At 63.7% G+C, this 23983-nt stretch carries 22 protein-coding genes; 3 read left to right on the plus strand and 19 right to left on the minus strand.

What is annotated here, in order from left to right; genetic code table 11:
• Positions 1–456 precede the first annotated feature (456 nt).
• From EO136_RS07825 to EO136_RS07845, 5 genes are all read right to left on the minus strand, one after another.
• Positions 457–1458 carry an ABC transporter ATP-binding protein gene (locus EO136_RS07825; protein WP_246018297.1) on the minus strand — a complete coding sequence of 334 codons (1002 nt, stop codon included), beginning with the start codon at positions 1456–1458 and terminating at the stop codon, positions 457–459.
• On the minus strand, positions 1455–2474 hold the full coding sequence (locus EO136_RS07830) for an ABC transporter ATP-binding protein (RefSeq protein ID WP_127143896.1): 1020 nt from the start codon (positions 2472–2474) through the stop codon (positions 1455–1457). The genes EO136_RS07825 and EO136_RS07830 overlap by 4 nt, the downstream gene beginning before the upstream one ends.
• A complete protein-coding gene (locus EO136_RS07835; RefSeq protein ID WP_127143897.1) occupies positions 2471–3439 on the minus strand; it encodes an ABC transporter permease in 969 nt (322 codons plus the stop codon). Before EO136_RS07835 ends, EO136_RS07830 begins: the two co-directional genes overlap by 4 nt.
• Positions 3439–4359, minus strand: a complete 921-nt coding sequence (locus EO136_RS07840; protein ID WP_127143898.1) for an ABC transporter permease — start codon at positions 4357–4359, stop codon at positions 3439–3441. Before EO136_RS07840 ends, EO136_RS07835 begins: the two co-directional genes overlap by 1 nt.
• A gap of 417 nt (positions 4360–4776) precedes the next feature.
• Positions 4777–6264: an ABC transporter substrate-binding protein gene (locus EO136_RS07845; RefSeq protein WP_127143899.1), complete on the minus strand. Its 1488-nt coding sequence runs from the start codon at positions 6262–6264 to the stop codon at positions 4777–4779.
• Positions 6265–6538: 274 nt separating this feature from the next.
• Between EO136_RS07845 and EO136_RS07850 the strand changes: the two genes are divergently transcribed.
• Both EO136_RS07850 and EO136_RS07855 read left to right on the plus strand, forming a co-directional pair.
• Positions 6539–7276 carry a sulfite exporter TauE/SafE family protein gene (locus EO136_RS07850; RefSeq protein WP_246018298.1) on the plus strand — a complete coding sequence of 246 codons (738 nt, stop codon included), beginning with the start codon at positions 6539–6541 and terminating at the stop codon, positions 7274–7276.
• A 29-nt stretch (positions 7277–7305) separates the two neighbouring features.
• The gene (locus tag EO136_RS07855; RefSeq protein WP_127143942.1) at positions 7306–8058 is read left to right on the plus strand and encodes an SDR family NAD(P)-dependent oxidoreductase; all 753 of its coding nucleotides are present in this window, start codon (positions 7306–7308) and stop codon (positions 8056–8058) included.
• 75 nt (positions 8059–8133) lie between these two features.
• On the opposite strand, the gene EO136_RS07860 is transcribed toward EO136_RS07855, so the two are convergent.
• The 3 genes from EO136_RS07860 to EO136_RS07870 form a co-directional block, all read right to left on the minus strand.
• Positions 8134–9420 carry an NAD(P)/FAD-dependent oxidoreductase gene (locus tag EO136_RS07860; RefSeq protein ID WP_127143900.1) on the minus strand — a complete coding sequence of 429 codons (1287 nt, stop codon included), beginning with the start codon at positions 9418–9420 and terminating at the stop codon, positions 8134–8136.
• A complete protein-coding gene (gene dapB / locus EO136_RS07865; RefSeq protein WP_342773405.1) occupies positions 9381–10181 on the minus strand; it encodes a 4-hydroxy-tetrahydrodipicolinate reductase in 801 nt (266 codons plus the stop codon). The genes EO136_RS07860 and dapB overlap by 40 nt, the downstream gene beginning before the upstream one ends.
• A 702-nt stretch (positions 10182–10883) precedes the next feature.
• Positions 10884–11384, minus strand: coding sequence for a hypothetical protein (locus EO136_RS07870; RefSeq protein ID WP_127143902.1), 501 nt, complete (start codon positions 11382–11384; stop codon positions 10884–10886).
• Positions 11385–11916: 532 nt separating this feature from the next.
• On the opposite strand from EO136_RS07870, the gene EO136_RS07875 reads away from it, so the two are divergent.
• Positions 11917–12762, plus strand: a complete 846-nt coding sequence (locus EO136_RS07875; RefSeq protein WP_206513291.1) for a FadR/GntR family transcriptional regulator — start codon at positions 11917–11919, stop codon at positions 12760–12762.
• Positions 12763–12861: 99 nt separating this feature from the next.
• Here EO136_RS07875 and EO136_RS07880 read toward each other — a convergent pair whose 3' ends face one another.
• From EO136_RS07880 to EO136_RS07930, 11 genes are all read right to left on the minus strand, one after another.
• The gene (locus EO136_RS07880) at positions 12862–13863 is read right to left on the minus strand and encodes an ABC transporter ATP-binding protein (RefSeq protein ID WP_206513292.1); all 1002 of its coding nucleotides are present in this window, start codon (positions 13861–13863) and stop codon (positions 12862–12864) included.
• A gap of 11 nt (positions 13864–13874) precedes the next feature.
• A complete protein-coding gene (locus tag EO136_RS07885) occupies positions 13875–14885 on the minus strand; it encodes an ABC transporter ATP-binding protein (protein WP_127143904.1) in 1011 nt (336 codons plus the stop codon).
• A gap of 57 nt (positions 14886–14942) precedes the next feature.
• On the minus strand, positions 14943–16412 hold the full coding sequence (locus EO136_RS07890; RefSeq protein WP_127143905.1) for an ABC transporter substrate-binding protein: 1470 nt from the start codon (positions 16410–16412) through the stop codon (positions 14943–14945).
• The gene (locus EO136_RS07895; protein ID WP_164730491.1) at positions 16409–17236 is read right to left on the minus strand and encodes an amidohydrolase family protein; all 828 of its coding nucleotides are present in this window, start codon (positions 17234–17236) and stop codon (positions 16409–16411) included. Before EO136_RS07895 ends, EO136_RS07890 begins: the two co-directional genes overlap by 4 nt.
• Positions 17237–17261: 25 nt before the next feature.
• Positions 17262–17666, minus strand: a complete 405-nt coding sequence (locus EO136_RS07900) for a Rid family hydrolase (RefSeq protein WP_164730492.1) — start codon at positions 17664–17666, stop codon at positions 17262–17264.
• Positions 17667–17682: 16 nt separating this feature from the next.
• The gene (locus EO136_RS07905; RefSeq protein WP_127143908.1) at positions 17683–18369 is read right to left on the minus strand and encodes a cyclase family protein; all 687 of its coding nucleotides are present in this window, start codon (positions 18367–18369) and stop codon (positions 17683–17685) included.
• A 28-nt stretch (positions 18370–18397) separates the two neighbouring features.
• Positions 18398–19324 (minus strand): aldo/keto reductase, encoded by a 927-nt coding sequence (locus tag EO136_RS07910; protein WP_127143909.1) that lies wholly within the window; start codon positions 19322–19324, stop codon positions 18398–18400.
• Entirely contained in the window at positions 19321–20334 is a 1014-nt protein-coding gene (locus EO136_RS07915) for a Kelch repeat-containing protein (RefSeq protein WP_127143910.1), read from the minus strand. Before EO136_RS07915 ends, EO136_RS07910 begins: the two co-directional genes overlap by 4 nt.
• Positions 20335–20350: 16 nt before the next feature.
• Positions 20351–21310 carry an ABC transporter permease gene (locus EO136_RS07920; protein ID WP_127143911.1) on the minus strand — a complete coding sequence of 320 codons (960 nt, stop codon included), beginning with the start codon at positions 21308–21310 and terminating at the stop codon, positions 20351–20353.
• On the minus strand, positions 21310–22224 hold the full coding sequence (locus tag EO136_RS07925; RefSeq protein WP_127143912.1) for an ABC transporter permease: 915 nt from the start codon (positions 22222–22224) through the stop codon (positions 21310–21312). The genes EO136_RS07920 and EO136_RS07925 overlap by 1 nt, the downstream gene beginning before the upstream one ends.
• A gap of 72 nt (positions 22225–22296) precedes the next feature.
• The gene (locus EO136_RS07930) at positions 22297–23859 is read right to left on the minus strand and encodes an ABC transporter substrate-binding protein (RefSeq protein ID WP_127143913.1); all 1563 of its coding nucleotides are present in this window, start codon (positions 23857–23859) and stop codon (positions 22297–22299) included.
• Between the last annotated feature and the right edge of the window lie 124 nt (positions 23860–23983).

Raw genomic sequence — 23983 nt, forward strand, 5'->3', positions numbered from 1 at the left:
TCACTTCACTCGCCGGGTGGACGTCACGGCTGAGCCCGAGCGGCCTTTGGCAAACTGCTATGACGATCTGCTCGAGCGGTCACCATCAAGGCGGTTCCATTTTGGTACCGATGCCCTGCCCGATTGCAAGCGCAAGGCTCAAATCACGGCGTTCCTGCTTTGAACCGCTCGCCAACCCGGGGGGGGGGGCTCGCAGTTGAGCGGGGGCATGTCAGTAGCCAGGGCCAGTTCCCACGCACCTGCAGACCACAGGACCGGAGGTTTTAGAACCAGGGGTCACGAAAGCGCACTGGCTCGGTTTCTTGCGCGAGCGTTTCGGCAAGGCATTGAGGCGCACAATGGTCTGGTCAGGTGGCCAAGAGGAAAATACAAGTACTCTTTTTGGGCCACCAGCACGAGAGAACAACGACTTGGAGTTCCCCATCTAATTCCACCAAACCAGGGAGTTCGCATGTTCTAACTGCGGTGCCAGCAGGCGACGGAATGGCCGGGGGCCACTTCCACGAGTGGCGGTGATTTTTCGCGGCACATCTGGGTGGCGAGGGGGCAGCGGGAGGCGAAGCGGCAGCCGGGCTGAGGGTTGGCGATATCGGGCACCTCGCCCTCGCAGGCAATGCGCTCGCGGGCGCGCTGGAGGGCCGGGTTGGCGACCGGCACCGCCGACAGGAGCGCTTCGGTATAGGGGTGCCTTGGGCGCTCGTAGATGTCGTCCCGGTCGGCAATCTCGACCAGCCTTCCGGCATAGAGAATGGCCACCCGATGGGAGATGTGGCGCACGATGGAGAGATCGTGGGCGATGAAGATGTAGCTGAGCTTGAGCTGGCGCTGCAGGCTCTGCATCAGATTGACCACCTGGGCACGCACCGAGACGTCGAGCGCGGAGACCGGCTCGTCGGCGACCACGAGATCGGGCTTGAGCGCAAGCGCACGCGCGATGCCGATGCGCTGGCGCTGGCCGCCCGAAAAGGCATGGGGATACCGGCTCGCCGCATCGGCCGGCAGGCCCACGAGATCGAGCAGTTCGACCACCTGATCGCGCGCCGCCTCTGCCGATTTGACCACGCCATGCACGATCAATGGTTCGGCGACCGCATCGAGAATGCGCATGCGCGGGTTGAGGCTGGCATAGGGGTCCTGCAGGACGAGTTGCATGCCCGCGCGCAGCCGGCGCAGCTTTTCGCCCTTGAGGGTGGTGATATCGGTGCCCTTGAAGATGATCTGGCCGGTGGCCGAATCGATCCGGCGCAGGATGGCACGCCCGGCGGTGGTCTTGCCCGATCCGGATTCGCCTACAAGGCCCAGCGTTTCACCGGGACGTACGTCGAACGAGACGCCCTCGAGGGCCGAGATCGGGCGCGGGCGGGACCAGAATCCCTTGGACCGGGTCAGATAATTAACCCCCAGGCTGCGCACACGCAGGGTCGGCAGCACCGTTGGAGAGGTCTCGTGCTCGCTCACAGCCCGGCCTCCTGCGCGCGGGTTGCGCCCATGGACCATGCGTCGGCCCCTGCCTTCCAGCAGCGCACGGCGCTTCCCTTCCACGCCTCGGCCGGCGGCGCCTGCCGGCACGCGTCCACACCAATGGGACAGCGCGGCAGGAAGGGGCAGCCCGGCTGCGGATCGATGAGCCGGGGGGGAATGCCATCGATGGACATCAGCGTGTCCTCGGTCCCTTCGAGACTAGGGGTCGAACGCAGCAGCCCCTGCGTATAGGGATGCCCGGGATCCTCAAAGATGGTGTCGACGTCTCCGGTCTCGACGATCCGGCCCGCATACATCACCGCAACCCGGTTGCAGATCCCGGCCACCACGCCCAGATCATGGGTGATCAGGATGATGGCGAGGCCCAGTTCTTTCTGCAGTCTGGCCAGCAATTCAAGGATCTGCGCCTGAATCGTGACATCGAGCGCCGTGGTGGGCTCGTCGGCGATCAGCAGTTCGGGCTCGCAGGAAATGGCCATGGCTATCATGACGCGCTGGCGCATGCCGCCCGAAAGCTCGTGGGGGTACTGGTCGAGCCGGCGCGCGGGGGCGGAAAGGCCCACGGCGCCCAGCAGCTCCTCGGCCCGCCGGCGCGCCTGGACGTGAGTGAAGCCCAGATGATAGCGCATGGCTTCGCCGATCTGGTCGCCGACGGTCATGAGCGGATTGAGCGAGGTCATGGGGTCCTGGAAAATCATGGCGATGTTCTTGCCGCGGACGCTGCGGGCATAGCGCTCGCCCTTGCGCCCGAGCAGCGAAGTGCCGCACCAGCGCACGTCGCCCCCGGTGATGGCGCCCGGCGGGGAGATCAGCCCCATCACCGCCTGGGCCGAGACGCTCTTGCCGGACCCCGACTCCCCCACCAGCCCGAGCGTTTCGCCCTTGTGCACGACAAGCGAGACCTCGTTGATGGCCTGCACGAGTCCGGCCCGGGAGGCGAAATCCACCCTCAAGCCATCGACCTCGAGCAAAGGTGCCGTCTGCGCGCTCATCGCACCACCGCCCTGTCCTCGGCGGGCCGCACCATGCGCCGCGCGGCCCTCGAATATGCGAACCGCTTTTCACGCTCCTGAGGGTCTGTTGTGACCCGGACCCAGTTGGCGAAAAGGTTGATCGAGAGCACCGTCAGGACAATGCCGAGCCCGGGAAAGGTGATGAGCCACCATGCAATGAAAATGTAATCGCGTCCCGAGGCCACATCGAGGCCCCAACTCGTGGCCGGCGGCTGGACACCCAGCCCGAGGAACGAGACCGCGGCTTCGGCCAGAACGATGTTGGTGAATTCGAGAATACCCAACGTGAGCAGCGGGGTGACCAGATTGGGCAGAATGTGCCGGAATATGATGCGGCGCGGCCGGCACCCCATGACCGAGGCCGCTTCCACATAGGGCACCTGGCGCACGGACATGACGATGGAGCGCACCTGACGGGCATAGATCATCCAGTTGGTGATCGAGAGCACGATGATCATGGTCAGCGTGCTGGGCCCAAGAACCGAGACGATCAGAAGGATCATGAGGATGCCGGGGAACGAGACCTGGATATCGACGATGCGCATCAGGACGCCATCCACGCGCCCGCCCGCATAGCCGGCGACGAGCCCCACGATCACCCCGATGGTGCCGGCGATCAGAACCACCGATGCCCCGATCAGCAGCGTGGAGCGCGCGCCCCAGATGACGCGGGAGAGCACGTCGCGGCCCAGATTGTCGGTGCCCAGGATATGGTTCCAGTCGCCATTGGCGAGCCAGACGGGCGGCTGGAGCCGGGCCATCACATTCTGGGCCGCCGGATCGTAGGGCGCGATCCAGGGCGCAAGCAGCGCCATGGCCGTGATCAGGGCGATGACGAGGAAACCGATGAACCCGGCCTTGTCATGCCAGAGCTCGGAGACGAGGCCGCCCAGGATGGCCAGTCTCTTCGGGGTCTGCGGCTTTGAGGAAAGACGGTCGGCCATCAGTTGAGGTTGATCCTTGGGTCGATCATCTTGAAGACGATATCGAGCACGATGTTGATGAGGACGATGAGCAGCGCGATGACGAACACGATGGCCTGCATCAGGAACAGATCGCCCCTCTGGATCGCCTGAACCGCAGTGAGCCCGAGCCCGGGCCAGGCAAAGACCGTTTCGACAACCACCGTGTATCCGGCCAGCGTCGTGATCAGCTCCCAGCCGGCGAGGGTCATATAGGAAATCAGGATATTGCGCAGGGTATGAACGCGCAGGATGCGGGTGAAGGGCAGGCCCTTGGCCCTGACCGTGCGCACATAGTGCTGGTTGAGCTCGTCGATCATCGATGAGCGCACCAGCATGGTCAACCGCGCCAGGGGCGTGAGCGCAAGCGTGAGGGCCGGCAGCACGAGGTGCAGCGGCGTGCCCATGCCCGAAGTGGGCAGCAGCTTGAGCTGGACCGAAAACACCACGATCAGCAGGAGGCCCACCCAGAACTGGGGCATCGAGAGCCCCAGCAATCCCGCGCTAACGATGAACCGGTCGAGGAACCCTCCGGGCCGAAGCGCCGCGATCATCCCAAGCGGGATCGACAAGAGGATGGCAAAGCCCAACCCCGTGCCGATCAGCATCAGCGTCAAGGGCAGCCGCTCGAACACCACTTCGATCGCCGGGCGGCGCTGCCAGAGACTTTCGCCAAAGTCGAAGGTGGCCAGATCACCGAGGAAGCGGATGAACTGAACGAAAAGCGGCTGGTCGAGCCCGATCTCCTGGGCGAAGGCCATGCGCTGTTCGGCGCTGGCCGAGAGGGGCAGCATGAGGCTGACGGGGTCGCCGAACAGGCGCGTGACCGCAAAGACGGTAAAGCTGACGCCAAGGACGACAAGCAGGCCGTGCCACAACCGGCAAACGATGAATGACCCCATATTACCCCTTTTCGGCCAGAGACACCAATGCGCCGTCCGGTCCTGTGCTCACGCGGCTGAAGGCCCACCAGCGGTGCCCCCCGCCCGCGATCCGCAGCCATGCGCCTTGCCTCGGACGATACTGACACAACGCCCGTGACCCACAGGCAAAGACCATCTGAGGCCCTGCGTCAAAGAGTTCGTGCGCGTTTAGCACAAAATATAACCCTGTCCCGGAAATTGCGCGCTTTTCTTGCACGTGCCGGATCGCCCGTGTTTCTCCTGTCGGCCTTCCTGCTGGCAAGGACGGTCAGCCGGGTCCTGGGGCCGGCAGGGCGATTGTCAACGCGCGGAGGGAAGGTTCGCGCGGGCCCTCAAACGCGAAAGCCGCCTGCCGTTTGGGGCAGACGGCTTTGCCTGTCGGGGACCGGCCGGATGTTACTCGGCGACCGACATTTCCTTGATCAGCAGCTTGGCGTCGGTGCGCGGCTGCCATTCCATGCGCTCGGACATGCCGTAGATGTCCTGCAGGTTGAACAGCGGCACGGTGTAGTGGAGATCATGGGCGTGCTGGAAAATCTCGTCGTAGAGCGCCTGGCGCTCGCCCTCGTCGGTCGTGATCCGGGCCTCGTCGATCATCGCCGCCATCTCCTCGTCGGAGTTCGAGGCCGCAGCGCCGTCCATGTGGTAGATGAACGAGGCTTCGCGATCGGCATCGAGCAACTCGTTGGAGTTGGCGATGAAGATGGTGTCGGGACGCGGCCCGTCACCCATCAGGCTGTCGAGGTACTGGGAGAATTCCTGGATCTGGACGTCCACCGAAAGGCCCGTTTCGGCCCAATAGCCGGCCACCGCCTCGATCTGCTCGCGATCCTTGAGCCAGCGGCCCGATTCACCGATGACCTGAAGGGTCTGGCCATTGGCACCAGCCTCTTCGATCAGCTCGCGGGCCCGCTCGGGATCATAGGGGTAGCTCTCGAGCGAATCGTTGAACCCGAAGGCGCGCGGGTTGACGTGATGGCCCTGGGCGACGGTGGCGTAGCCGCTAAAGAGGCTGTCGACCATGGCCTGGCGGTCGATGGCCAGGTTGAGGGCCTCGCGCACCAGCGGATCTGAGGTCAACTCATTGTCGGCGCCAACTACGAACACCGATGTCTCGAGCCCTTCCACGGCGGCGAATTTGGGCACCGTGGACGTGAACTCGGGCAGCAGATTGGTGATGATGTCGAACTCGCCCGCCATCAGGCCCGAAAGGCGCGTGCCGGGTTCACCCACGAAGCGATAGGTCACCTCGTCGATCTCGGGCGCACCGTCCCAATAGTCTTCATTGGCCTGGAGCGTGATGGTGTCGCCACGCGACCAGGAGACGAACTCGTAGGGACCCGTGCCGACCGGCGCGCTCGCCAGGTCGCCTTCCTGGGCGTAAACCGGCGGGATCATCTTCATCCAGTACATGCGCGAAGGAAGGATCGGGTCGGGCCCGTTGGTGAGGATGTGGACGGTGTAGTCGTCGATCTTCTCTGCGCCGGCGATGGTGCCGAAATAGGCCATCTGCTCGGAATTGTTCTCCGGGTCGATGACACGCTCGAGGCTGGCCACCACGGAATCGGCGTTGAACGGCTCGCCATTGTGGAAGCTGACGTCCTCGCGCAGTTTGAACTCCCAGGTCGTCTCGTCGATCTGGACGGGTTCGGACGCGGCCAAACCCGGGACGAGCTGGGCATCGGGCGTGCGGGCCATGAGCGTTTCATAGATGTTGTCGTTGACCTGGCGTTCGCCGCCGTCGTCGCGCAGCTGCGGGTCGAGCGTGGACGGCTCCGAGCCGATCGCAACGGTGATCGACTGCGCATAGACCGCCGGAGCGAGAGCGCCGAGCGAGACGGCAAGCGCCGTGCTCGCCAGCAAGAGACCAAATTGCCTGTTCATGTTCAAACTACCCCTTTGTGACCAAGTGTCCGGCGCCTCATCGCAACGGTGCGCCACCCTCGCGGCTACTCTTGGGAGAGACCAGGCAATTGTCAACGTGAAGAACAGCATGACCGATGCCCAGATCGCTGGGAAAGGTCGCGCGCGAGTGTCCGGCGCGCCCGCCCCACGCGATTTCTCGCCACCGGAGCCATATGGGAACAGATAAAACCTTCCCACGGCGCGCCGGGATCGCGATGATGGCGGTCGGAATCACCGTTCTCGAGTTATCTCCGTGGCATTTATCTCCACCATCGACTGGCCCGTTATCGTTCTGGCCATCCTTGCCGTCATCGCCGCTGGTGCCGTGCAGGGTTCCACGGGGTTCGGGTTCAACATGGTGGCCGCCCCGGTGCTGGCGCTGATCGATCCGGCCTTCGTGCCGGTGCCCATGCTGCTGCTGGCGCTTTTCGTATGCATTGTCGGCGCGATCCGGGAGCGCAGCGAGATCGACCGCAAGGGCCTCACCGCATCCCTTTCGGGCCGGGTGGCCGCCTCGATACTGGCGGTGCTCTGCCTGGGGCTGGTCGACCAGGCCGCCTATTCCACCCTTTTTGCAGTTCTGGTGCTGATCGCCGTGGCGTTGAACCTTCTGGGGCTCAAGGTGGATGCCAATCCCCGAAACCTGTTCATAGCCGGCGGGGTATCGGGGTTCATGGGCACGCTCACCTCGATCGGCGCCCCGCCCATGGCCATGGTCTACCAGAACGCCAAGGGACCGGTGATGCGCGCCACGCTGAGCGCGTTCTTCGTGTTCGGGGCCATCATCTCGCTGATTGCACTGGCCATAGGCGGCCAGGTGACATGGACCGGCATCGGGCTTGGCCTGCTGCTGCTGCCGTTCGCCATGATCGGCTTTGTCTTTTCGAACTGGGGTCGCCTGCTCGTGGACAAGGGCAAGGTCCGTATTGTGGTGCTGAGCGTCTCGGCCCTGAGCGCCGTGCTGCTGATCGTGCGCGAATTCGTTTTCTGATTGCGGAGGTTTTTCCAGCCGTGCCTGCCTTGCGAACCGTCATCGTCATAACGGGAGCCGCCAGTGGCATCGGCGCGGCCACGGCGCGCCGGCTTGCCGGCCCGGACACCGCGCTGGTGCTGCACACGCGCGGCAACCGTGAGGGCCTCGACGCCGTGGCCAGGGACTGCCGCAGCCGGGGGGCCGAGGTTGCACTTGCGCTCGGTGATCTCGCCTCGCCCGAGGTGGCCGGTTCGATCATCGAGGCGGCCCGGGACGCGTTCGGGACGATCGACGTCATCGTGAGCAATGCAGGAGTGGCGCACAAATCGCGCTTCGGCGATCTCACCGAGGCAGAGCTGCGGTTCGCGCTCGAGATCATCCCGCTGGCCTTCTTCCGGCTGGTGGACGCGGCCCTGCCCGACCTGCGAGCCGGCGGCAATGGTCGCGTCATCGCGATCAGTTCGTTCGTGGCCCATGGGTTCGGGACCGGCGACATGCTGTTTCCCGCCTCCTCGGCGGCCAAGGCGGCGCTCGAAGCGCTGGCCAAGAGCCTTGCGGTCCAGCTCGGTCCGGACGGGGTCACCGTCAACTGCGTGGCACCGGGCTTCACCCGCAAGGATGCAGCCGCCCATACCGCGACCTCGCCGGACGCCATGAACCGGACTGCGGGGATCACGCCCACGGGCCGGGTCGCCGAGCCGGACGACATCGCCGAGGCCGTGGCTTACCTTGCCAGCCCCGGCGCCCGTCAGGTCACCGGGCAGGTGCTGCATGTGGATGGCGGCCTGCTGCTGCCTTGAAGCGTTTCCAGGAAACGCCGGAACACTTTTCCGGTTCGGAAACGCGAGACATCAAAGATCTGGCGGAACCGCTTCTCAAAAACGCCTGGGTGAGAAGGCTTCGATCGGGACATCGGGCAAATCGCCAGACAACAGCGCGGCCACCGCCTGACCCGTCGCCGGGCCGTTGGCAAAGCCGATATGGCCATGCCCGAAGGCATAGACCACCGCCCGGCTGGCTTTGGAAAACCCGATCACGGGCAGGCTGTCTGGCGTCGACGGACGGCTTCCCATCCAGACCGGGCCGGCGCCATTCGCATCAATGGGAAGGCGTCCGGCCGCGTCGGCCAGAACCGCATCGATCTGGGTGTGGTCGGGCGGATCGTCGGGTAGCGCCAGCTCGACGCCGGAGAGAACACGCAGACCACCCTCCATCGGCGAGGCCACGAACCCGCCCGCGACGTCATAAATCGGACGTGAAAGCGCTGCGTTTCCGCTCCAGGGCACAAGCCGGTGATAGCCGCGTTCGCCGACGAGCGGAATCCGGTCTCCCAACGGCCGGGTGAGCGTTGACGATGACACGCCCGCCGCGACAACGGCCTGGGCAAAGCGCAGCGTGCGGCCATCGACGACCAGTTCCACGCCGTCGCCCAGGGAGGATATGGCTCGGACATGGCCTGGCAAATCCAGCCCCCCACGGGCGCGGAACGCGTCGCGCATGGCCATGACGATCGCGCCGGGATTGTCCACCGACATGGACTGGTTGAAATGGAGCCCCTCGGCATAGCGTTCGGCCAGCACGGGCTCAAGGTCGGCAAGGCCCCTGGCGTCGAGCGGTTGTGCCTCGATGCCGAAACGCTCCAGAACCCCGCGCTCGCGCGCTGCCCCGGCGAGCCCGCCGGCCTGCCGGTAAAGGCGCAGGAATCCGGTCTGCCGGTAACGCTGTGTGATGCCCAGCTCGGCGGCCAGCGCCATGTGATGATCGATTGCGGTGCGCACCAGAGGATCAAGCGCTTCTGCCGCGCCGCGCCATGCTGGTTCGCTGCAAGCGGCGAGGAAGCGGCGCACCCAGGGCACCATCGTGTGCAGGGACCGGCGATTGACGCGCACCGCGACGCATTTGCCCAGGCCGTATCCGGGCAGCTTGGCGACGAGACCCGGGCCGGCGATGGGAAAGATCGACCCACGGCTGAGAACCCCTGCATTGCCATATGACGCCTGCCCCATGGGATCGCCCGGGTCGATCAGCGTCACGGGCCGGCCCCGCTGCAAAAGGGCAAGGGCTGCCGAAAGCCCGACCATCCCCCCGCCGATGACGGCGACTTCGCCCTGCCCGTCCGGTGTCACAATACGTGGTCCAGCCCGCGCCTGAGCCCGGTCCATTGATGAACCTTCCGGGCCGCCAGCAGCGTTCCGGCAACATAGGGGGCGGTCGAGGCGCCGGCGTCGTGCCGGATGGTCAGGCGCTCATTGTCGGCCCCGAAGATCGCCTCACAGGAGAGCGCGTAGGAGGGCACGCGCACCGAATGGACCTGCACGGCGCGCGGCGAGCCCATGGCCGCACCGCGCGTTGCGGGGGTGCCCGTGAGCTCTTCGACGGGCACCGACGAGCTGGGGCCGGCTACCGGCCCGAGCATTTCGGCCAACTCCCGCGCCGTGCCGGTGGGCACGTCGGTCTTGGTGCCGGGCCCATAGTCGATGATCTCGACATCCTCGACATAGCGCGCCGCTTCCAGAGCGAAGCGCCGAAGAAGCGTTGCGGTGATCGAGAAATTGCCCGCCGCGAGCACGCCCTTTCCAGCAGCCCTGGCGGACCCGTCGATCTCGTCGTAATCGTCAGCGGTCAGGCCCGAGGTGCCGATGACCACATGGCGGCCTGCATCGAGTGCGGCCAGGACGTTGGCCTTGACTGCGCCGGGCTTGGTGTAATCGATCACCACCGAACCGGGAGCCGCAAGGGCCGATCCGGCATCGCCCGCGATGGTGAGCCCGCTGGGCGCATCGCCAAGCAGCGTGCCATAATCCTGCCCGGCGTGCCGCTTGCCTGAGACCGCGGCCAGCTCCAGATCGTCCGCGGCAAGAATGGCGGCGCCCAGCGCCCGGCCAACCCGCCCGCTTGCTCCGAACAAGGTGATCGCGACCATGATACTGTCCTCCCTTGGCTCGCCCCGGCGCCGTTGAGCCTAACCCGCTCTGGCGATGGCATCTCCATCCGAACGGAGCTCGGCGCCCTGAGCCACGAATAAACCGCAGGGGCCATGCGGGCAATCGATTCGACGGGGATATCGGTGTGGTTGGTCGTGATCGAACGCGACATCGAAAGCTCTGACTGCGCGACTGGCTGATGGCGATCACCGCTGTCGTCAACAGCGCCATGGGCCACTCGTCGCTCGATCTCTCCACCACTTGAGCGTCAAGTGTAGGACGGCTTGCGTGCTGTCTCATAGGCTCCGAGGGGCCCCGGGTGCTGAACTGGAAGAACGGCAGGACGATTCCGTTCGTGGTCAAGCGCGAGCATCTGGCCGTGCTGAATTCAACAGCACATCGCTGGTCCTTATAGGGCACACCTATGCCGCCGAAGTGGCCTGGCGCGAGGCGCCGTATTACCAATCGCGAGCGGCGCAGGCGCGACGGAGCACCGATATCAAGCCCCTGTCCTGGCTCCATCAGAACAGGGCGTCCAAAACCTCGGCGTCCTTGCTCCTGCACTGTGGTCCTGAGAGGGGGACGCAAGCATCTCAACCAGCAGCGCTTTGGTCAGGCTCCCACCGGAGGCGAACTTGGGGACGCCGGGACAGCGCCTCCCAAATGACCTTGGCAACGATCGTTGCCGTTTGATGTCGCGGTCAATGAGGCAGCCGCCGTATTGCGGGTCTGCCGTCTTCGCAAACGAGCTGATCAAAAAAGGACTGCAGCAGTGGTGTCAGCATCTTGTCGACGCGGGCACGCAGGTGTCGGTCTGCATCACAGAGGGCCAACTTCACCCTCCCCTCTTGTGTTACCGCGTAGCAGTAGCCCTCTCGGCCAATGAATACAGAACACTCTTTCGCCTCATGAAGGCGTTCGGCCCAGAACGCGGCGAAGAGGCGACAGAGCGCGTCGCAATGGGGCGTACCAAACCGGGGACCGACGGCACAACTGGCGATATCGAATTCCGATGCCTCAATCGAACCTGTGGAAACGCCGACATAGCGGATCTGCCGGTTGTGTAATCCAAGATTGGCGTTGCGCTCGCGCGCACTGAGGTAAGCTTCGGGCCCGCTGGACACGCCGAACTCCTCCACTTGGTATTGGGCCGAGACCAGAGAAGCCTCGACCAGAACTGGACGGGCGAACCAGATGGTCATTGCCACTCTCCCAATACAGATTGGTTACGCAATTAATATGCGCACAGAATGCTCAAAATTTAAAGCGGTTTCTTATTTTGTTGCGCGGGTTCTAGGCATACCCGCAGCTTTGGCGACAAATGGTTGCAAGTCCAGTATTGGAAAGTGCGCGGCCGAACGGGGACAATTAGCTGTCCGAACAGTCGATCCATGCGATCACAGCAAGGTCTCTTTCGGAGAAGATCAAGGATTGCGGCGACGACCGGTGACGAATTCAAGTCGACTGTTTCGCGCCGGGGCCTCAATCAAAAAACACTTGCGCAATACAGTCAATGCAGCCGGCGTTCGGTTTCGAACTGGTGTCGCCTGGGGCCGCCACCTTGGAGCATGCGCCAGCCCGACAATTCACCATCACTGCGACTCAACACTATACAAGAGTGTCCCCCAAAGCTTTATTGCAGCGGCATCGACCTGGCGACCGGTTGCTCCGTGAAGGAGGGTGGCTTGCAATGCCGGCCGATTGCAATTCCTCAACAGAGCAGATATCTGCTATATGATTCCGGGCGGCTCTGTGGGCTGCATCGCCTCCGATCTAGGGTGCGCGCATGGAAGGCTCGCCACAACCGACCGATTGAAAAGCACTATGAACAAGATCGACTCCAGGTATCCGGCCCTTTCCGCAGCTCCGCAGCGCCAGTCCGTTGTGAGTTTCGTGCTGGATCGCATCAAGCAGGCCATCATCAACGGCGAGATCGCGCCGGGCGATACCCTTCCCTCGGAAGTCGAGATGACGGCAAGTCTTGGGGTCGGCAAGACCTCGATCCGCGAAGCGCTCAAAATGTTGCAGGCCGTCGGCGCCGTTGAAATCCGGCAAGGGCACGGGACTGTCCTTCGGTCCGAGCCCGGCCCCGATATGCTCACGCCCCTGATCTTCCAGTTGCTCCTAAAAGACGGCACGCCGACCGAACTGATCGAGTTCAGAAAGCTTGTCGAGCCCAGCTACAGCCTGTGTGCAATGGAAAAGGCTGGCCCGGAGGATCTTGCTGCCCTGGAGGCCGCTGTAGAACGCTTGGAAAGCAACATCAGGAACAGTTGCCAGACGGCCGATGACGACCTCGCCTTCCACCGCGTGATCCTCGCGGCAACACGCAACCCCTATATGATCAGCATCGGCAACACGATCCTCGAATTGTTCCGCGGATCGATCGAGAAATCGATGCAGGACCGGCCGAACGTGGCTGCGACCGATCATCGAGCCATTCTCGAAGCATTCAAGGCGCGCGACGCGGAAAAGCTCCTCGCGGCCATCCAGAACAGCTACGAAGGCTGGTCCCAGAGCCTGCAGGCCCAGGAGACCGAGCGCGAACTGGGCGACTGGGTAGAGCCCAGGTCTGCCTGAGCGCGAGTATTTCCGGTTCGGACGGGATCAGAACTGGCGCTCCAAGTCCTTGATGTGTCGCAACGACCGACTGCAGGTGACACGTCCGGCAGGCGTTTCTTACCGCCGGATGCAGGCCTTGAAGTGTCCCGGCGACACCTCCTCGAGCGGAGGGACCTGCTGGCTGCATTCCGCCACCGCTATGGGGCAGCGTGTGCGGAATACGCACCCCGAGGGCGGGTTGATCGGGCTGGGGATGTCCCCTTGCAAGGGAGTTCCGGTGCGCTTGCGGGTGGGATCGGGTACCGGCACGGCTTCGAGAAGAGCTTCGGTATAGGGATGGACCGGGTTCGAATAAAGTTTGCGCGCGGGCGCGACCTCCATCACCCTGCCCAGATACATGACCACGACCCTGTCGGAAATGTACTCCACCACGGCAAGATCGTGCGCGATGAACAACATGGTCAGCGACAGCCGGCTCTGCAGGTCGCTCATCAGGTTGACGACCTGCGCCTGGATCGAGACGTCGAGCGCGGAAACCGGCTCGTCGGCCACGATGAACTGCGGGTCAACCGCCAGGGCCCGTGCAATGCCGATGCGCTGGCGCTGGCCGCCTGAGAATTCGTGCGGATAGCGCCGCATATGAGCCGCAGGCAGCCCCACCTGCCCCAGCAGTTCGGCGACCCGCTCCTCGCGCTGGCGACCCTTGGCGAGCCCGTGGGTAGACAGCGCTTCCCCAATGATCGCGCCGACCGTCATCCGCGGGTTCAGGCTGGCATAGGGGTCCTGGAAGATGATCTGCATCTTGCGCCGGTAGGCCCGCATCTGCTCGCTGGACAGGCGCGCAACGTCCACCCCGTCAAAGCGGATCTCACCACTTGTGGGTTCGATCAGGCGCAGGATGGTGCGGCCCACCGTGGTCTTGCCCGACCCCGACTCCCCGACCAGTCCCACTACCTCTCCGCGGGCGATCGAGAAGCTCACATCCTCAATCGCCTTGACATTGGCGACCGTGCGTCCGAGTACGCCGGCGCGGATGGGAAAGTACTTCCTGAGATTCTTGACCTCGAGGAGGGTGCGAACCGGGGCATTGCGGGCCGGGCCGTCCGCTGAAGCGGTCATTTGTGCTGCACTCATGAGGCGGCCTTCCTTTCCTGCTGGACCTGCACCCAGCGCACGCATCGCACCATGTGTCCTCCGCCCGCATCCTCCAGGCGCGGCTCGCCCGCCGCGCAGATTTCGGCCCGGTACCGGCAGCGCGGGTCGAAAGCGCACCCCGGCGGCAGGCGCAAAGGATTGGGCACGTTACCCGGAATGGCATGCAGAGGCTGGCGATCGAGCCCGCTGGCGCCCAGGCGCGGGATCGAGTCGAGAAGTCCCATCGTGTAGGGCATGCGCGGGCTGGCAAAGATATCGGCAACGGCGGCTTCCTCGACCGCCCTGCCCGCATACATGACCACTACGCGGTCCGCGATCTCCGCGATCACTCCCAGGTCGTGCGTGATAAACAGAATGGACATGCCGATCTCCTTCTGGAGCCGGCGCATGAGATCGAGAATCTGGGCCTGGATCGTCACGTCGAGCGCAGTGGTCGGCTCGTCCGCAATCAGGAGCTTGGGGTCGCACGCCAGCGCCATGGCGATCATCACCCGCTGGCGCATGCCGCCCGACATCTCGTGAGGATAGTTCCGGGCGCGCCGCGCGGGCTCGGGAATGCCCACCAGTTCGAGCATTTCGATGGCCCGGCTCCAAGCCTCGTCCCGCGACTGGCGCCGATGGAGCATCACGACCTCGGCGATCTGATTGCCCACCATGTGCACCGGATTGAGGCTGGTCATCGGTTCCTGGAAGATCATGGCGACATCATTGCCGCGGACTTTGCGCATCTCGGGCTCGGACTTTGCGATCAGGTCCTCCCCGTCGAGCCGGATCGCGCCGCCTGCGAACCGCGCCGGGGGCATGGACAGAAGGCGCATGATAGCAAGGCTGGTGACAGATTTGCCCGAACCGGACTCGCCCACGACCCCCAGGGTCTCGCCCTTGTCGATGTGGAAGCTGACACCGTCAACGGCTCTTACCGTGCCGTCATCGGTATCGAAGTGCACCTTGAGGTCCTCGACCTCCAGCAAGGGCCGTTGCGCCATTGCCCGTTCCTCCTCTAGTGGGCCGCGCCGCTCTTGGCCACGCCCTGATGTGGCCCCTCACCCCTCGACCATCCTCACGGCCCAGAAATCCTCATTGTGGCCGCCCGGATAGGGATTGAACCTTTCCACGCGCGGGCCCAAAGCAACATAACGCGGCAATTGCCAGAGCGGGACGCTGATCGCCTCCTCGTGGACAATCGCCTGAAGCGCGTTGCCCAGGCGCTCCTGCTCGGCGGGCTCCACGGCCTTTTGAAGCTCGGTATAGAGCGCGACGAAGCGCTCGGCCGCGCGCCCCTGCCAATTGGTGGAGTTTGCCTCCCGGCCCGGGTGGATGGGCCAAAGGTCGGTTTCCGCAGTCATCTCGACGCCGGCATGCCCGTGGGCATGCAACCCGCCCAGGGTGCCCTCGACCTGCTGGGGCTGGTAGGCGCCGGCCCAGTCCTTGTCGTTGACGGCTGTGACAGCGATCCCGACGGCCTCGAGATAAGGCACAAGCGCCTCGGCGATCTGTCCGCGGTCCGGCGAAGTGCTCCAATCGATCTCGATGGCAAAGCCGTCACCATAGCCAGCTTCCGCAAGCAGCGTTCGTGCGCGCCTGACATCGTATCCATAGGGCGTAAGCGCGGGATCGGCATTGGGCGGATTGACGAGGGTAGCGATCGGTCGCCCGGCACCACCGGTCAGCCGCTCGCACAGCGCATCGACATCGATAGCTAGATTGATGGCCTGCCGGACCCTCCGGTCGGCAAGCGCTGGATGGGCCTTCTGATTGATCTCGAAGCTCATGCGCGAGGTATCGGGCGCCGACACGACGCGCACGCCCTCGATCGCGGAAAAGGCCTCGACCTGGTCGACCGAGAGTGGGGCGATATCGATCCGTCCCGCCGCCATTTCGTGCACCAGCGTTTTGGGATCGGTGATCACGCGCATAACCAGACGGTCGAAATTGGGCCGCGCCAACCCGCGCGGGTCGGAAAAGCCGCCAAAGACCGAGAGGACGAGCCGGTCGCCCTTTTCATAGGAGACGAACCGGAATGGCCCTGCCCCGACGGGCGTCAAGGCAGAGGTCGCAGGGTCAGGCCCGTAAGCCGATGGCGCGACCGGATATGCGTCGGCCCGCAGCAGCCGGGCCGGCAGGATGGCGATTGGCTCGCTGGTGTGGATGACGCAGGTCAGTTCGTCCTCGACCTCGACGCGCTCGATCGGCGCGGAATGGAAAAATCGACGCGACGGGAAGTCGGGCTTCTGGATGCGGTCGATCGAGAACTTCAGCGCTTGAGCATCGAGAGGCTCGCCGTTGTGGAAGGTTAGGCCCGGCCGCAAGCGCACCGCCCAGCTCAGCGGATCGCGCGCCCTCACCTCACTGGCGAGATATGGCCAGTAGCCCACCTTGCCGTTGCTGCCGTCGAAGTTGAACATCAGGGCGCCGAAGATCGCGAGGGTCGCGGTATGGTCGGCCCATCCCGAGGCCTGGGTCGGCTCGAGCGAGGTGACGTCGTGCGCCGTTGCATAGACGAGATCAGTCATCTCGCCCCCGCCGACGCGCCAGCGCTCGCCTCGTCAGCGGGGAGGTCGCCTGCAATCCGTCGGATATTGTCTCCCAGTATGGCGTTGATTTCGGCCTGCGGCCGGCCCTCCAGCAAGGCCCGGTACATGGCGAGGCGGGCGTGCATGAGAAAGAACGGCATGTCGCTGCCAAAGCAGACCCGCTCGGCCCCCAGGACGTCGATCGCGGCCATGATCGCGCGCTCGTGGACCGCGCTGCCAATCACCGAAATGTTGGGATTGGCCTTGGCCGTCTCGATCGAGGACCGGTCCAGGGGCGGGAAAGACGCGCCACCAATGTGGATGAGGATGAACTTGACTTCCGGGAAGCGCCGGGCGATCCGGCCAAGCCGGTATGGGTGGGTATTTTCGGGAAAATCCCCTCCGATATGGAAGGCGAGCGGTTTTCCAAAGCGTGCGGCGTACTCGATGGCGGGCATCGCCACCTCTTCGTCGTCGATAACGTAGTCGTCCTGCGCCCCGTTGAACTTTATTCCGAGCAGCCCGTATTCCTCGTAGCAGCGCTTGACCATGTCCTTGGCATGGTCAAGACCAAGCCGGGGGTTGGCCCAGCCAAAGCCGAGGAACCGTCCTGGATGTGCTTTTACAGCATCGTGGATGGCCCGGTTCTCGGGGTCGATGTTCTTGTCATAGGGCGGCTTGAGCCAGATCAGCGCCTTGTCCACGCCCGCCTGGTCCATATGGCCAATCAGATCCGAGGCCGTGAGCGCGAGCCCGTCGAAACGGGACGATGATATGTGGCAGTCGGCGTCGACGATCAGAGCGTCGTTTCCAGATCCGGTCATGACCATCCTCCTTGTTGCTCTGAGTTCATTGGGTGGGCCCCGATTCCGGCGGCAGCCCGACGATAGCATCGACTTCGGCAAGCAACCCCGGCAGGAGTTGGCACTGGATGACCTTGCGGGCCGGCGGTTCGGCGGGAAAAAATTCCCCGTAGACGGCGTTGAGTGAGGAATAGTCCTCGATGCGGGTGACATAGACTGTCACCTTGAGCGCGTTCTCGAGGCGTCCGCCTCCTGCCTCGACGACCGCCCTCAAATTGGTGAGGGCCTGGCGCAGTTGATCGTCGAACCTGTCGGAGACCGGCATGCGGGTTACCGGGTCGAACCCGGCCTGTCCCCCCGCATAAAGGGTCGACCCGAAGACGACCGCCTGGGAGGCAGGAATGGGCATGACCGGGGCATCCGGGGTCTCGACGATCGAACGTGCGCGCATGGAACCCTCTTTCATTCTACTGGACCGCGATCAGCCGGATCGGGCAGGAATCGAGGCCAACGATCTTGATCGGGAGCGCGATGGCGGTGAACCGCGGGCCCTTGAGCGCCTCGAGATTGGTCACGTACTCGATCAGCAGACAATCGTGGGAAAACAAGGCGTCATGGTTAGGGAAGTCGCCATCGGGACCGAAGCGCACGAGGTCTTCCATCTCCGCGCAGACCGCAAAGACGCTCATGCCCTGCGAGACCAGCCATTTGACCGCCTCGGTGGAAAAGAACGGGGCGCGCTTTTCCTGGTTGGTCTTGTCCACGGTGTGGCAGAAGACCATCTCGCCCTTGTTGATGCCGCCCACCTTCTCGGCCGCGGCCTTGACGTGCTCGACCGTAATCTCGTCTTCGGGCGCCACGTCGCGTAAATCAAGCACGACAGCATCCCCGATCAGCCGTTCGGCCGGGATGTCCGCGCAATCGCGGCCACGTCTGTTCCAGTGATAGGGCGTTTCCAGATGCGTCCCGATATGGCTGGCGAACTCCACCGTGTGCATGGGGTAGATCTTGTCCGCCTCGGTGACCACGTAGCCGGGGAAGATCTTGGGGTAGTTCTCGAGCGTCACGTACTCGACGTGCACGTGGCGCTTTTCCGTGCGCGGATCGAGCGTGTGCGAGAGATCGATGACGGATTTGGATTTGAGATCGAGCATTGAATACAACCTTTGACGATTGGAAGGATCAGAACGCGCGTGGAGCGGAAACCCTGTCGATCAGGGCCTGGTCCTGGGCGGAAAGTGACGTTTGGAGCGCGCCGATATAGTCATCGAGCCGATCAGGCCTCGACGCTCCGGGAATGGTGCAACTGACATCGGAATTGGCGAGAACGAACTGGATCGCGGCCTGAACAAGCGTGCGCTCGGGCGTCTCGAGGTCCTTGAGCTCCTCAACCTGCGCGATCTTGCGCTGGTAGGCCTCGCGCTCGGCCCCTTGGTTCCAGCGCTTGCGGACCCAGTCTGTGAAGGTCTGATCGGCGGTCAGCCTACCCGAGAGAATGCCCTTGTCGAGGGGACGGCGAATGATCGTCGCGATGCCGTTTTCCCTGCAGTAGGGAAAGATGTCGGCTTCGGGCTGGCGGTCCAGCATGTTGTAGTCCAACTGGCAGGCGGCGCAGTCACCGTCCCGGTTCATTGCCTTGAGCACGTCTAGCTTGTTGGTCGAGGCTCCGAAATGGCGGATCTTGCCTTGCTGCTTGAGCCGGGAGAATGCCTCGAGAAAGACATCCACGTCGTCGGGGGGATCGAGGTGACATATATAGAGGTCGATCACGTCGGTCTTGAGCCGGCCCAGCGATGCGTCGCAGCACAGCAGAACATGCTCGGGGATAGCATAGGAAAGCGCGTGGCCCGTTCCCTGAGCGAACTTGCCGACCTTGGTAGACACAAGTACGTCGCTGCGGCTCGCGCCGAGGGCCTTACCTAGCCATTCCTCGGTGTTGTAGCTGTCCGCGGTGTCAAAGAAATTCATGCCCATATCAAGCGCGTGGTGCACCGTATTGGAGAAGTTGCGCTCTTCCTCGGCGTTCCAGTCCTCGACATGGGTCCCGCAGCCCAGGCTGATCTCGGTCACATCCCAACCGGTGCGTCCAAAAGGGCGTTTCGCGATCATGGGGCGGTCCTCCGGTTGCGGGGCGTGAATATCTCGACCACATCAGTCTGGTCCCAGGCAGCCTTGGGCCCGCCTCCAATCACGAACAGCCGGTCCTCATCAGACACCACAGCCAAGCCGTGGCGCGGGGTCGGTAGATCGGGCGCAACGAGCCAGGAATTGGTGTTGCGGTCAAACGCTTCGACTTCCCCGAAGGTCAGCCGGCCAGGGCTGTCGAGTACCTCCCCGCCCGCGACATAGAACAGGTCGTCGAGCACGGCGCCATATCCTGCGCCACGCGGCGTGGGCAGGGGCGCGAGCGTGCCCCAACTCATCGAGCCGGGATCGTAGACTTCGTTGGCGCCGGTATTGACCTGCCCGATCATGAATGTGGCCTCGGGATCCAGCGGATCGGGCCAGCGGCCGCCGACCACGTAAATGCGGCCGTCCATCGCCGCGATCGCCTGATGCTCACGAAAGCTCGGCATGCCGGGCAGAAAGTCCCAGCGATCGGCGTCGACGTCATAGCGCAGCATGACGCTCGGGTTCGGCCCCTGGCCGCCAACACTGTAGATGTGACGCCCCATGCGAACCGCGGAGTGCCCCAGCCGGGCAAGGGGCATCGGGCCGAGCCGTTCATACCGGTCGAGCGCCGGGTCGTAGCAGTAGACGGCTGTCCGGGGCGCGAAATCCCAGTTGGTGACGGCCATCATCTCCTCGACACTGTCACCCGAAATCTCGTTTGTCGCCGAGAGCGATCCGCCCAGGATGTAGATCTTGTCAGCGACCGCAACGGCCATGGTGTGATCGAGCGGCACGGGCAGCGGACGGATGGGCTGCCATGTCTCGCTTTTGATGTCGAACACCTCGGCATTATCGACCGTATAGCCCTTGTGGACACCGCCAAAGCTGTAAATCCTGCCGTCCAGATAGGTTGCGGTTATTTCGCTTCTGGCCTTGGGCAGTGGAGCGCTGGTTTGCCAGTCTCCCTCAATCCTCGGCAGATGGTCGCGGTTGGGCCGTTCGGTCATAAGTCTCTCTCGTTGGTCAGTTGTTCTGCTGGGTGACGTCGAAATAATCGCGCATCCAGTCGCCCAGCAGGTTGAAGGCCAGGACGGTGATAGTGATGGCGAGACCGGGGAAAACCGGCGCCCACATGTTGAGCAGGAGCGTGTTGCGCGACTCGGCCAGCATGTTGCCCCAGGTGGGAATGTTGGGCGGCACGCCCAGCCCGAAAAAGCTCATCGCCGCCTCGTAGAAGATTGCCGTGGACAGCGAGAAGCTCGCGACCACGAGGAGCGGACCGATGGCGTTGGGCAGCACGTGCCGGGCGATGAGGGGGACCGTGCGAACCCCGAGCGCGCGGGCGGCGTGGAAATATTCCATCCGTTTGATCTTGATGGTTTCGGCACGCGCCACCCGGGCGTAATAAGCCCATTGCACGAGCGCTATCACGAAGATCAGTTCCACGATGCCGGTTCCCAGCAGGGCCATGGCGATCAGTCCGATGAACATCGCGGGAAAGGCGATCTGCAGGTCCACGAGACGCATGATCAGTGCCTCCACCCAGCCCCCGAAATACCCGGCGATCAGCCCCAGCACCGTGCCGATGAAGCCGCCGACCACTACGGCCGCGACACCGACGAGCAGCGAGATCCGCGCGCCGGGGATCATCCGCGAAAGGATGTCGCGGCCCACATTGTCGGTGCCCAGAAGAAATTCGAGCCTGCCGCCTTCTACCCATGCAGGGGGCAGATAGGTGTGGAGCAGGTTCTGCTGGGAGGGGGGATAAGGCGCGATGGCCGCGCCAAGGATCGCAATGAGCGCCAGGATGCCAATGACGATCAGGCTGAAGAAGGCCAGCTTGGACCGGTAGAGCGAACGCGCGACATGCATCCAGGTGCGAGAAGGCTTGAGAGACATGTCCTCGCGGTCCACCATCGAGGTGGCGGCACTGGGGGAACCGGAAACGGGGGTGTCTTTTCGGGTCATGGGTGCGGTGCTCATCAGCGGCTCACTCGCGGATCGATTACCGCGTAGAGAATGTCTGCGACCAAGTTCATCACGACCGCGATCGAGGCGGTGAGTGCAATTGAGCCGGCCACCAGCGAGATATCGAGCTGGCGAATGGCGTTGATCATGAGAAGTCCGAGGCCGGGATAGTTGAAGATCGTCTCCACGATCATCGACCCGGCAAGGAGCGTGGCGAACTGCATGGCCGATACGGTGGTGAAGGGTATGAGCGCATTGCGAAGGGCGTGCCTGAACAGCACCGCCATGGGCGCCAGTCCCTTGCCGCGCGCCGTGCGGATGAAGTCCGAACCCAGGACATCGAGGATCGAGCCGCGCATGATGCGAGTGAGGTAGGCCGTGGGCCAGAGCGCCAGGGTGATGGTTGGCAGAACCATGTGCTGCCAAGTGCCCCTGCCGGATGCCGGCAGCCAGTTCAGCGCCAGCGAAAAGATGACGATGAGCATGATGGCCACCCAGAAAATGGGTGCCGCCTGCCCGACCAGAGCAACGATGCGCGCGAGGTAATCGGGGAGCTTGTTGCGGTAGGCAGCGCTGACCACGCCCAGTAGAATCGAGAGGCAAATGGCGAGCACCAATGCGGGGAGCGCGATCTCGATGGACACGACCAGACGCTGGAGCATCAGGGGAAACACCTCGGTCCGATACCGGGCCGACATGCCGAAATCGCCTTGCAGGGCATTTGTGAGGAACGAGAAGTACTGAACGTAAAGCGGGCGATCGAGCCCGTAGAGCTGGCGCACATTCTCTATCGTGGCGCGGTCCGCTTCGGCGCCCACGATGGCTATGACCGGGTCACCGATCACGTACATCAGAAGGAAGGCCGCGGTCAGCGCCATCAACAGCACGAGGGCTCCCTGAGCCAGGCGATGAATGATGAATGCGTGCACGATCGACTCCGCAGGTTGAGCCCGGGTGCGCGGGGACGGCGGCAAACCGCGCCGCCCCCGCGCAACAATTGGCTACTCGGCCATCCGGATGGTCCAGAAGTCTTCGTTGTGGCTGCCGGGATAGGGAATGAAATGGCCCACCCGGTCAGATACCGCCATGAAGCGCGGCATCTGCCAGAAGGTGACGGCAATCGCCTCTTCATGGATCAGCCGCTGGATCTCGTGACCGATCTCCTCCTGCTCTGCTGGATTGACCGCATTGCGCAGATCATCATAGAGCTCGACGAACCGATCCTCGGCCTCGCCTTCCCAGTTGGCGGAATTGGTCGCTCGGTCAGGATGGAAGGTCCACAGATCGGTCTCCACGGTCATTTCCACACCGCCATGGCCATGGCCGTGCAGTGCAGCAAGCGTGCCCTCGGTTTGGCGCGGGATGTAGACCGAACCCCATTCGAGTTCGCGCACCTCGCCGACCTGGATACCCACCTCCTCGAGATAGGGGACGATCGCCTCTGCTATACGCCCGATTTCCGCCGGCGTGCTCCAGTCGATGTCGAGCTGGAAGCCATCCTCATATCCCGCCTCGGCAAGCAGTTCGCGAGCCCTGTCCGGATCATAGGGGTAAGGTTCGAGGTCGTCGGGATTGTTGGGTGGGTTGGCGTGGGTGGCGATGCGCTGGCCTTCGCCGCCGGTGAGCGCCTGACGCAGGGACTCCACATCGATGGCGTAGTTGATGGCCTGGCGCACCCTCTTGTCCGCGAGCGCAGGATGGGCAGCCTGATTGATGATGAACGTGGCCCGTGTGGTATCGGGACCGGCCACCACGCGCAGGTTCTCGGCGTTCTCGACCACAGGAACCATCTCAGGCGGGATCGGCGCGATATCGACATTGCCCTGAAGAAGTTCGGCCATCAGGGTGGAGGTCTCGGGGATCACCCGCAGGATGAGCCGATCGTAATTGGGGCGCTCATAGCCCCGCGGATCTTCGAAATCCTCAAAGACCTCGAGAACCAGCCGATCGTCGGGAATATGCTCGACGAAGCGAAATGGGCCGGCACCGACAGGATCGAAGGCCGTCTCGCTGATGTTCTCAAATGGAGGTTCGTCGGCGTAATGTCCGGGCTCCACGATGTAGCCATCAGCCCTGAGCAGGCGGGCCGGCATGATTGCGATTGGCTCGGAGGTGTGCACATCGACGGTTAGCTCGTCGATGACCTCCACGCTCTCGATCGGCGCATTGGATAGATACCGCCCCGAAGGAAAGTCCGGATGCTGAATGCGGTCGAGCGAGAACTTGACCGCTTCGGCATCCAAGGGCTCGCCATTGTGGAACGTCTGGCCCTCGCGCAGCGTGATGCGCCATGTGGTGTCGGACGTAGCCTCGACCGATTCCGCGAGATAGGGATAATACCCGACGTCCCCGGTCTGCCCGTCGAAGTTGAACATCAGGGTGCCGAAGACCGCAAGAGTCGCGGTGTGGTCCGAAAATCCCGAAACCTGTGTCGGTTCGAGTGTGGTCACGGCGTTGGGGGTGGCGTAGACGAGATCTACCGTTTCGTCCTGTGCCCAGGCGCCGGACATGGCCAGTGCCGTGCCGAGCGCAGTCGCCGATGCTAGAAGATGTCTTAGAGCCATGGTCTCCTCCCTCTGGTCTCTACGAATGTGGCAGCCGCGGGCCCCTCCGGCCCGGTCCCGACTGCCGCCGTTTTCGCGGTAAAGGGCCCCTCCTACCTGACCCGATACCGCAAAACTTATAAGT

The organism is Pelagibacterium montanilacus (assembly GCF_003992665.1).
Lineage (GTDB): Bacteria > Pseudomonadota > Alphaproteobacteria > Rhizobiales > Devosiaceae > Pelagibacterium > Pelagibacterium montanilacus.